The 10237-nt window shown below is 36.6% G+C and carries 10 protein-coding genes and 2 pseudogenes; 2 read left to right on the forward strand and 10 right to left on the reverse strand.

Features of this window, described 5'->3' with window-relative positions; all coding sequences use genetic code 11:
• The first annotated feature begins 274 nt into the window (after positions 1-274).
• Positions 275-985 (forward strand): S24 family peptidase, encoded by a 711-nt coding sequence (locus tag AB5170_RS21890; RefSeq protein ID WP_148463582.1) that lies wholly within the window; start codon positions 275-277, stop codon positions 983-985.
• Entirely contained in the window at positions 978-1151 is a 174-nt protein-coding gene (locus AB5170_RS21895; RefSeq protein WP_226815871.1) for a hypothetical protein, read from the forward strand. Before AB5170_RS21890 ends, AB5170_RS21895 begins: the two co-directional genes overlap by 8 nt.
• Before the next feature lie 177 nt (positions 1152-1328).
• On the opposite strand, the gene AB5170_RS21900 is transcribed toward AB5170_RS21895, so the two are convergent.
• The 10 genes and pseudogenes from AB5170_RS21900 to AB5170_RS21945 all read right to left on the reverse strand — a co-directional run bounded on the left by AB5170_RS21900 (position 1329) and on the right by AB5170_RS21945 (position 9791).
• Positions 1329-1901, reverse strand: a complete 573-nt coding sequence (locus tag AB5170_RS21900) for a CDP-alcohol phosphatidyltransferase family protein (RefSeq protein WP_147602559.1) — start codon at positions 1899-1901, stop codon at positions 1329-1331.
• Positions 1891-2955, reverse strand: a complete 1065-nt coding sequence (locus tag AB5170_RS21905) for an FUSC family protein (RefSeq protein ID WP_368361693.1) — start codon at positions 2953-2955, stop codon at positions 1891-1893. Before AB5170_RS21905 ends, AB5170_RS21900 begins: the two co-directional genes overlap by 11 nt.
• A gap of 33 nt (positions 2956-2988) precedes the next feature.
• Positions 2989-4032: a HAMP domain-containing sensor histidine kinase gene (locus AB5170_RS21910; RefSeq protein WP_173719622.1), complete on the reverse strand. Its 1044-nt coding sequence runs from the start codon at positions 4030-4032 to the stop codon at positions 2989-2991.
• Complete coding sequence (locus AB5170_RS21915) at positions 4032-4742, reverse strand: response regulator transcription factor (RefSeq protein WP_003693048.1); 711 nt, start codon at positions 4740-4742, stop codon at positions 4032-4034. Before AB5170_RS21915 ends, AB5170_RS21910 begins: the two co-directional genes overlap by 1 nt.
• Entirely contained in the window at positions 4721-6154 is a 1434-nt protein-coding gene (locus tag AB5170_RS21920) for a phospholipase D family protein (protein ID WP_195392160.1), read from the reverse strand. The genes AB5170_RS21915 and AB5170_RS21920 overlap by 22 nt, the downstream gene beginning before the upstream one ends.
• Positions 6155-6352: 198 nt before the next feature.
• Entirely contained in the window at positions 6353-7912 is a 1560-nt protein-coding gene (cls, locus tag AB5170_RS21925; RefSeq protein WP_118254530.1) for a cardiolipin synthase, read from the reverse strand.
• Positions 7913-7947: 35 nt separating this feature from the next.
• A pseudogene (locus AB5170_RS21930) lies at positions 7948-8627 on the reverse strand (GTP pyrophosphokinase family protein).
• A 19-nt stretch (positions 8628-8646) separates the two neighbouring features.
• A pseudogene (locus AB5170_RS21935) lies at positions 8647-8850 on the reverse strand (linear amide C-N hydrolase); the annotation flags it as partial.
• A 135-nt stretch (positions 8851-8985) separates the two neighbouring features.
• Complete coding sequence (locus AB5170_RS21940; RefSeq protein ID WP_330392848.1) at positions 8986-9384, reverse strand: hypothetical protein; 399 nt, start codon at positions 9382-9384, stop codon at positions 8986-8988.
• A gap of 140 nt (positions 9385-9524) precedes the next feature.
• Complete coding sequence (locus AB5170_RS21945; protein WP_226837811.1) at positions 9525-9791, reverse strand: ParB N-terminal domain-containing protein; 267 nt, start codon at positions 9789-9791, stop codon at positions 9525-9527.
• Positions 9792-10237: the final 446 nt, after the last annotated feature.

A 10237-nucleotide genomic window follows, 5' to 3' on the forward strand; every position in this document is an offset into this window, starting at 1 on the left:
GCAGGTCTTACACCTTACGGTAAGACAATAAATGTAGTGACTTTCAAGTCACACAAAACAATTGGCATCACTGTGCAATATTACTCTTTCCACATTTTCACCTTTCCTTTTTAGAACGTGTGTTCTTTTCTATATAGGCATTATATATCGCTTTTAAATCTTTATAAAGTGGCAAATATGTCATTTTTATGGATTTTAACGCTATTATTGTTGATTTTTTATCTGTTATGGGTTATAGTATATATAGGGAATAAATACCTGCATATGGAGGTGTATGATGATAAAGAAAGATTTTGGATCCATTATTGCTAATAAAAGAAAAGACCGAAAACTGTCTCAACCACAACTGGCAGCTCTTCTGTGTGAAAGAGGCTTAGATGTAAAAGCTCATTCTATCAGTAAATGGGAAAAAAATGTAAACCTGCCAAATGTTTTACAATTTTTTGCCCTCTGTGAGATTCTTGAGATTTCCGATATAAATAGAACATTCCAGATTGGAACGGATGAGAAACTTTTCTCCAAATTAAATGACGAAGGACAAGCCAAAGTTCTTGACTACATGAACCTATTAATGAAAAGTGGGGAATACATTCGAGAAGAACCAATCATTTATCAATTTCCACGAAGAACTCTCAGTCTCTATGATCTCCCGGTTTCAGCTGGAACAGGACAATTCCTTGATTCCGACCGTTTTTCCGAAATTGAAGTTGGTGATGAAGTATCTTCCAGTGCTGACTTCGGTATCCGGGTATGTGGTGACAGCATGGAGCCTCTCTATCTGGATGGACAGATCATCTGGATTCATAAACAAGAAACACTTGAAGAAGGAGAAATCGGTGTCTTCTTCCTTGATGGTGATGCTTATGTAAAGAAATATCATCAATCCGATTCCGGTATTCAGCTTATTTCTCTAAATAAAAAATATGCCCCTATCCAAGTCACTTCCGGATCCATCTTAAAAACTTTTGGAAAAGTAGTTGGCTAATTTTAAAAGGCTGATGGTTCAGAACGAGGACCTGGATTATTTCGGACTCTGCAGTTCATTGAATGCGACTCCGGAACTAATGAGCTTTAAATTATACAGCCTGACAAAACGAGGCCAGGCTTATCATATGCCGATGGAGATTCAGAGCAATTTCCTGGCGAAATAAAGTAAATAAAGATCCTGTTCTATATATCATAGTATGAACAGGATCTTTTTATAATGATTTATTTTCTATCTAAAATTTTATTAAACCGACTAAAGACTTCATAGTTTGTGTGTTTGACTTACTGTTTATATCTATCTTCTCCTAAATATTTTTCTAGTCATTGCAATATAAAATTGCTTATACAGTCTCTTCCTTAAGAGTCCTGGTATTCTGGATAATATACAGAGCGACCGATATGACCATCATTATAGCGCACAAACCAATCAACAGATCTGATACCATCGGTGTAATGTGGAACCATATAATATGCACCGCTGCAGTTCCATATAATAAAAAGGTTACTATCTTTCCATGCCAGTCTGCACCATGTACTTTTCCTGTCTTTTGTATCACAAGACATCCACTGACTACCATATACAGCTCCTTACCTGCCATTATTACGATTAAAAGAAGCACATGCGGAAAACGAGTAAACAGACAGATTAACATCGCTGCCTGTGTCAGCTTATCAGCCACCGGATCAAGTATTTTTCCTAAATTACTAATCCTATGGAATCTTCTTGCGATATATCCATCAGCAAGATCCGTAAGACCAGACAGCAATAAGATTTCACCAGCTAACAGAGGATTTTTCTTTACACAATAACTCCATATAATTACCGGAATCAGACAAAGCCGAAAAAAAGAAAGAAGATTAGGAACCGTAATAATTCTATTCAAATTTTCTTCCTGATTCACTTCACTCTGCATGTACGGTCACCTCACTTTCCTTTTTTTTAGACATAAACCAATAAAATATAACACAAAATGCTAAAGCAAACACAACACCAAAAACATTTTGAATCACTCTAAGACTAACCGCTCCTTGTAGTCCATAAGTCTCTGCAGCAATGGCTAAAGCACCAAATGTGTTAAATACTGCCTGCCAGCCATATTGTGCTGAAAATCCTACACCGATTCCACCAAGAATTCCTATATATGCATAGATTGACGAAGGAAGCAGAAAATATAATACTGTAAAACATATAACACCTGCAATATTTCCGACAATCCTTTTACGGACTCTGTAGTGCATATCTTCCATAAACGGCAAAATCGTGGACATGGCCGCAATACCAGCCCACATTGCACGTGGCATATTACAAAGTTCTGCAATGCAAAGGACAATCGGTACGCATAAAATCTGACATATCTGCCATTTTGTTCTGGAAGAAGTGATATCAAATTCTTGTATCAGATCTTTTAGATTTCTTTTATAAGTTCTGTTTTTATGATTTCGATAAAATACGAAGCAGGTAAGTGCTGCACCTAAAGCCATTCCGACTAATCGTATCTGATAGCTTTTTCCCGTAACATCATAACCATATAGCAGCAGATACCCAAGAACCAATGTAGATTGATTAAACATGAATGGATTATGGCATCCGAACAGAATCAACACAGCCAGTGCCGCAATATTTAACAGCATTCCCAATACCGGTGAAAACTGATTTGCCAAATGCGGACATACAGTCATAATTACAAAGAACAAAGCCAAAAGCATCGTAGATTGTCCGGTGTGGATCCCCAGATCCGCATTTCTAAACACCATGAGACATAATAAGACTACTACACCTACAATGCTGTTCTCATTTCCAAATAGGATGCTGAAAATACTAACAAAGAAAAAACAAAATGCCAATGTAACAGCTATCTTCACCAGATATACCCACATATGATACAATTTTTCTTTTAGTGTTTCACTCTTTTTCAACAGGTTTTTAGAACCTGCCTGATTTAACTGCAACTCCTGATAAAATGTCATATAAATCCTCCCATCTTCTAATTTATCTTAAAACTATATAATCTCATCTTTCTGCTTTGGCAGCTCTATAACAAATCTGCATCCACCATATTCACGGTTTTCTGCTTTGATTGTTCCTCCGGCACTATCTACAATCCGTTTTACAAGTGCAAGACCTAGGCCATTTCCTTCTGCTTTATGAGATCCATCTACCTGATAGAACTTGTCAAATATTCTGGATTTTACATCATCCTCTATTCCTGGTCCTTCATCTTCCAGAATGAACTTAACAGAATCCTGTTCTTGTTTCAGAAACATCGTAATTGTCCCCTTTGAAGGGCTGAACTTAATCGCATTATCCAAAAGATTGATCCAGATATGCATAAAAAGTCCTTCATTCCCAGTATATTTAACTTCCTCCAATTCTACCTGAAAACCAATTTCTTTTTCTGTCCATTTTGTTTCCAATGAAAGAAATGCCTGGCGGATCTGTTCATCCAGACGATATTCTGTTTTTTTCATTGGTATATTCTGATTCTCTAACTTGGATAACAGCAAAATATTACCAACCAATCCAGAAAGTCTTTGGGTGTTAAATAAGATTTTTTCTACATATTCCTCTTGATCCGGAGACAGTTCTTCTCCCTGAAGCAGCATTGTATATCCTTCAATGGCATTAATCGGGGTCTTAAACTCATGAGAAACATTAGATACAAAATCCATCTGCAGCACCTCTGTTGCACGAAGTTCTTTTGTCATAACGTTAAAACTTTGATAAGATTCTCCAACTTCTGCTATACGGCTGTTCGTTTCCAAATGCTGTTCAAAATCTCCCTGAGAAACTTCCTTCATTGCTTTACTAAGTCTGGTAATTGGTTCCAGTAACTTTGCATTGATAAAGGAAGTGATCAGCCCTGCAATCAATGTATTGAAAATCAAAAGCCAGCCAAGCATAGGTATGCTACCAGGCAGATTAAAAAAATGATTCAAAAAAGCAAATAATAACGCAGATATGACTGTTGAAAATACGAGTGCCAGCCAGATTGCACCAGTCAGACAGGATCGGATCCGCAATCCTTTTTCTTTCTTTTGTTCCATTATTTTTTCACCACCTTGTATCCAATTCCACGCATTGTTACAATTTCAAAATCAGGGTTATCTTTAAAACGCTCCCTGATTCTTCCTATATGTACCTCTATCGTATGTGGGTCTGCCTCCGTCTCGTATCCCCATACTTCATCCATCAACTGTTGTTTTGTAAATGTTCTGCCTGGCGAAGCTGCAAGCTTATATAAAAGCAGGAATTCTTTTTTAGGCAAAACAAGACTTTCCTTATCAGTTGTAACCGTCATTGCATCATAATCAAACTCTGTTGAACCGATCACAATTTTGTGTTCATTCAGTATCTGTGCACGGCGAAGCAGTGCTCCGACTCTTAAAACCATTTCATTCACATTTACCGGTTTTACCATATAATCGTCACTTCCCGAAAGAAATCCCTGGCGCATATCATCAAAGGAACCTTTCGCAGTGATCATAAGTACCGGTATCTGATATCCTGCTGAACGGAGTTCCGACACCAGTTCATAACCATCCATAACCGGCATCATAATATCAGAAATGATCAGATCAATATATTCCTTATCCAATACTTCTAATGCCTGTGCTCCATCCGATGCACTTTTGACTTGATATCCATTCTTCTCAAGCACTTTTTGGAATAGCTGGCTTAATTCTTTATCATCTTCTACAATCAATATTTGAAACACGTTTTCCTTCCTCCTTATTAAAACAGATACCTTGCCCATCCAAGCAGATGCTGTACCAAAAATATTTTTCTCTGACGTTTCTTTGTTAATTCGATTGGCTCTACATGATATGGATCACGATAGGTTCCATCTTCCAATACCTGGCGGGACACTCTTTCATATTCCATCATGCCCTCTTCCAACTGTTTATTAATATCTTTACTGCGAATTACAAGCATCAGTTCCGTATCCAGATATGCACTTCTCATGTCCATATTAAAGGAACCGATTACAGACAGATCATCATCAATCAGAATACTTTTTCCGTGGTATGAATAACCGCCTTCATATTCCCAGATATTAATTCCTGTACTTAAGATTCTATTTCTGTTTTTCGCATAATCGGCAGCCCCAAATGGATTCCCATTATTCGCAACTGAATTTGTCATGATAGAAAAATCTGAAACGTTCTCTGCAATCTCCTCCCATGTATTATACATCATATCATTACAGATAATATATGGCGTGTGGATCTTCACACGATTTTTTGCATTTTTCATCAATTCTCCCAACTGATACCACACTACTGGTTCTTTGGAACCTGTGTGAATAGGATTTGACACTAATGCAATCTTTTCTGTCTCAAAAGTTTCGTCCGTGTAATCGGTATCGCAGATTCTTTCCTTATTCTCTTCAAAATATTTCTGATAGCCGTTCTGCAGCTCTAAAACTGCGTTCTTTACAGATTTTCTATTTGCCAGTTTTTTATTGTCATGAAAATAGCCACTGTCTTCTTGTTCCCATATCGTTTCAAAATACTCTGACAACTGGTTAACTGAATTTTCTTTCTCAGGTTCATCGCAAACCACTAACACGTCTCTGTCATAGTTCTTATGTCCCGGAAAATCACCCAGGAAATAATTGTATGTATTTCTTCCCCCAAGAATATATCTCTTTCCATCTGCAATCAAATATTTATCATGCATTCTACCCATCATCTTCCATGGTTTCAACGGATTGGCCTTATTATACAGTTTAATTTCAACATTCTCATGGGAAGATAATCCATAGAAATACGGATTTCCTTCCATATCAATCCAGCTCTCCATTCCATCTACTAACAGACGAATATGTACCCCTCTGTCTGCCGCATCATGCAGTGCTCCTAAAATCAATTTTCCACTTTCATCGGATTGAAATGCAAAAGTAGAAAGAATAATTTCCTTTTTTGCATTCTTGATCAAACGCACTCTTTGTAAAAGCGCTTCTGGATTCTTTTCTATGATTACTGCCCGTTCTGTATTTTCACTGCATTCGTTCCATGACTCATTTTTTGTTTCTTTTTTGGTTGTATTGGACACTTCCGGCTGCTTTTTATATGCAACGCAGATTCCGAGCAATTCATAAAAAGCCACACATAAAAAAATTGCCAGTATAACAAGAAGGATTTTACATATTTTATGCTTTTTCATTGTACATCACCTGATTCCTTTTTATTTCATACTTATACAATACAAAGTCAATCTCAATTTAACCTCAACAAGGTTTGTTTTTTTCATCCATGCAAAATCTTCTTTGTACAACAGACTGTTAGATATAGCAAAAACGGCCTTTCAAAAACAGTTAACTTCTAAATCAACTGTTTTTTGAAAGGTCGTTTCATCAGATTCTTATAGCAATCCAGCAAATAATCTCATAAATAATTGTCCCAGTCGCAAATATGCACTTCGTCCGGTTTGATATTGGTCTGTCACATCACGACATTCTCCCATCGTTCTTATCAGATCATTTTTTATTTCCACAACTGCCTGACAATCTGCCATAAAACAGCCGTTTTCAAAATGGTGATATAAACTTCGATAATCCAGATTAATTGTTCCACAAGTTGCCATACAGTCATCTGCCACACTCATTTTTGCATGACAGAAACCAGGAGTCCACTCATAAACACGAACACCATGTTTAACTAATCCATGATAAAAAGAACGAGTTATATTATAAATGAATTTTTTATCAGGGATACCAGGTGTGATAATTCTTACGTCTACCCCTCGCTTAGCAGCCAGACATAACGCATGCGTCATTTCATCTGTTATGATTAGATATGGAGTCATAAACCAACAATATTTTTCAGCTTTATTTATCATACTGATATAAACTTCTTCTCCTACTTGCTCATTATCCATAGGGCTGTCTGCATAAGGTTGAACAAACCCAGTTTGCTGTGCCGCATAATCATAGTGGAAAAGGTATTTACTAAAATCAGAATCATTAGCAGCCTTATCACTTACTGCATTCCACATTTCCAAAAATGTCACCGTAAGCGACTGAACAGCATCTCCTTCTAAACGAATACCTGTATCTTTCCACTGTCCATACGGGTGTGTGTAATTAAAATATTCGTTTGCTAGATTATATCCACCTGTAAATCCGACTTTTCCATCAATAACTGTTATTTTTCTATGATCACGATTGTTCAAAAACAGATTTAAACCTGGCATAAACGGATTGAATACACGGCAATGAATTCCTATTGCCTCCATCTTTTTCACAAAATCTGTGTTAATAAAGCCTATAGAACCCATATCATCGTAGAATACTCTAACTTCCACACCTGCTTTTACTCGCTCTTCCAGAACATCTTGAATCTTATGCCATGCTTCAGCGTCTTCTATCGCATGATATTCCATAAAGATAAACTTCTGTGCTTTCTCCAAATCCTTAAGCTGTGCCTCTAATCCTTTCACTGCTTCATCAAAATACACAATATCCGTATTCTGATAGATTGGATACTGCGAATTTCTTTGTATGTAACTTGCTATATTTCCTGCTTTCGGAATTGTTTCTTTTATTTTGCTCAAACACTCCTGACTGTCCGGAAGCATTGGTAACAATTTGCTATCAATTTCTGCATATCGCTCACGCATTTTATGTGTGCCACCATTCAAACCAATCAACAAATACAGGCCTACACCCATAATTGGGAAAATTAGAATTAAGATGACCCAAGGCATTTTCATAGAGGATGTCTTATTTGATGCGTACAATCCCAAAACCAAGATCCCACTCAAAATCCTTGTAAATAAATTTATGATTTCTGCATATTCATTCAAGCGTGTTACGATAGTAATAATAAAAATCACTTCCAGAAGAATGCAGATTATGGAAAAACACAGCCGTTTTACCCCATTTTTTGTTTTTGCTTTGCCCTCTAAAGTATCTTGTTTCATATATATTCCACCTTCCTACTTGCTCAGTTTTCTCCCTAAATTTCGTGGAACATACCAATTTTGTCTTTTATTCTCTGCATTTCATTATCTGCTTCAATGATAGCTCTTGCAGAATGAAGTAATTCTTCACTTATCTCATCATAGCCAGGCATTTCTTCAATTCCTTTTTTATAGCGAAGTTGATGTTCCAATGTTGCCCAGAAATCCATACCATTGGTTCGAATCTGTAATTCTACACGCATAGGTGTTTTACCCTTAGCAAAAAATACTGGTATTTCAACAATCATATGATAGCTTCGATAACCATTCGATTTTGGATTTTTTATATAATCTTTTATTTCAATAACTTTAATATCATCCTGTTGGGTAATCAAATCTGATATCATATAAATATCGTCAATAAACGCACAAACTATTCGAACGCCTGCTACATCATTGAGATATGTCTGTATATTTTCTGTTGTAAATTCATATCCCATCTTCTGCAGTTTATCGTAAATACTATTGGGCTTCTTAATTCTTGTTTTTATAAAAGAAATAGGATTTCGATTGTTCTCAACTGAAAATTCATCATCCAAAACCTCAAGTTTAGTTTGTATCTCCCGAATAGCACAACGATACATCATCATTAAATTATAAAATTTTGTAGCATTATTAAAAACTGTAGTGATTCCGGACTGTTCATCCTGAGTTTTTTTACTTCATCTTTTGTCATGGAACTTTCCTTTCTACCTCATAGCATCATAATACAAAGGATAATCTTCTGCAACATGAGCCATTCCAATAATTGCATAATGATTTTTCATATCGCCAACATGGCGAAAATTAAACGCATAATTACGTGGTGTAATTACTATCTAATCACCATAAGAGAATTCATAATCGAGGGTTCGTCCAAAGTAAAAATCTTTTGTTTTATAAGTTGCTGCTGTACACATGATCGTTTATCCTCCTAAATAGATTGAAATATGTCAATGAGTTTTTTTCTTGAACAATATTATAGCACAATTCTTTTATTTTGTTCCAACTTCATACATGATCATAACATGTAAACTTTAAACTATTTTCCTAGATTATTTCTCCATCAGTTTTTCAAACCAGGTATCCATAGCTAGGATGAATTGACCTACGTCTGGCAATTCTTGCAGCATTTCGTTTAGGGTTTTGTGCTTCACATATTTCTGCACATACACCCAACAGGCAACGCTACTGGCTTCTGATACAATGTCAGCTATGGTTTGGCGCATAAGCTCTTCAAATTCAGCAATTTCTTCTTTCGGAACAACATCATACAGTGTTGGTGCCTGATGACTTATTTTTACTCCATTTTCATTTGCATCTTTAAGCAGATTCTTAACTTTTTCTCTTGAATCCTCCGGTACTTTCATGTATTCCCACATAAATGCTACCACATCGGCTGGTGTGTCTTTTTTAAGTGGTGGTAGCTGAATATAATCATTGTTTTCGCTCATTTTCATATCCTCCTCACGATATAATAAAATCAATAATACGTTCTCTTGTCATGTCCAGTACAGTATCTACGAACACTCCTGCAAATAGGATCAGATACAGAATAACACTCAGCGAAAACAGGAATGCAACCTGTACCCAATCATGGTACCGGTACTTTACGGTATCCTAGTTTCTCCGCAGCATGTTTTCTTCTGTGACCGGATATGATCTCATAGTATCCATCTAGTACCGGTCTGACGATCAGCGGATTTAAAATGCCATCCTTCTCAATGCTTTCCTGCAGAAGAAACATTTCCTTATCATCTTTCACCTGAAACGGATGCTCCTTAAAAGGGCGGAGACGTTCAATCTCAATTTCTATGATTCTTTCTTCTTTTTCTCCTGATTGTCTGTTTGCATCAGTCATCTTGACTCCTTTCCTCCAGGATTCAGGAAATAAAAAATGCCTGCCTGGAACTTTTGTTGTAAGAAAAGTTCCAAACAGACATTGCCGTTTGACTATTAGCTGTAGCTAATAGAATTGAATACTGTTTCAGCTAATTTATGTTTGCAGGTTTCGGAGAGATTGTTTCTTTTCCTGCCTTTTCTCTGATTTACATCCCCAAATAAGGGGTGACAACAGAACGGAACCCAAATGTTAGCTGGACTCTTGAAAAACCATGTTTGCAAACCGGTGATTTTGATTAGCTGTCAGCTAACAAAAATCGGATTGTGTTAGCTGGAAATGGATCATTTTGAATGGAATTTCATGCCACGAACGTGATTAGAAAATAAGAAAAGCGTTCGTTGTCAGCTAATCCAGCTAACATTTTCGAACGCTTTGAAGCCCGTCGCCAAGAGGATTTGAACCTC

This window comes from Ruminococcus sp. RTP21484sp1_RTP21281st1_A8_RTP21281_210402 (assembly GCF_040914025.1).
GTDB classification, from domain to species: Bacteria; Bacillota; Clostridia; order Lachnospirales; family Lachnospiraceae; genus Blautia_A; species Blautia_A faecis.

Excerpts from the sequence above, each read along its gene's own strand:
- AB5170_RS21940 (WP_330392848.1), bottom strand. The coding sequence starts at position 9,384 with ATGAGCGAAAACAATGATTATATTCAGCTACCACCACTTAAAAAAGAC.
- AB5170_RS21920 (WP_195392160.1), bottom strand. The coding sequence starts at position 6,154 with ATGAAAAAGCATAAAATATGTAAAATCCTTCTTGTTATACTGGCAATT.
- cls (WP_118254530.1), bottom strand. The coding sequence starts at position 7,912 with ATGAAACAAGATACTTTAGAGGGCAAAGCAAAAACAAAAAATGGGGTA.
- AB5170_RS21900 (WP_147602559.1), bottom strand. The coding sequence starts at position 1,901 with ATGCAGAGTGAAGTGAATCAGGAAGAAAATTTGAATAGAATTATTACG.
- AB5170_RS21945 (WP_226837811.1), bottom strand. The coding sequence starts at position 9,791 with ATGACTGATGCAAACAGACAATCAGGAGAAAAAGAAGAAAGAATCATA.
- AB5170_RS21910 (WP_173719622.1), bottom strand. The coding sequence starts at position 4,032 with ATGGAACAAAAGAAAGAAAAAGGATTGCGGATCCGATCCTGTCTGACT.
- AB5170_RS21905 (WP_368361693.1), bottom strand. The coding sequence starts at position 2,955 with ATGACATTTTATCAGGAGTTGCAGTTAAATCAGGCAGGTTCTAAAAAC.
- AB5170_RS21915 (WP_003693048.1), bottom strand. The coding sequence starts at position 4,742 with ATGGGCAAGGTATCTGTTTTAATAAGGAGGAAGGAAAACGTGTTTCAA.
- AB5170_RS21890 (WP_148463582.1), top strand. The coding sequence starts at position 275 with ATGATGATAAAGAAAGATTTTGGATCCATTATTGCTAATAAAAGAAAA.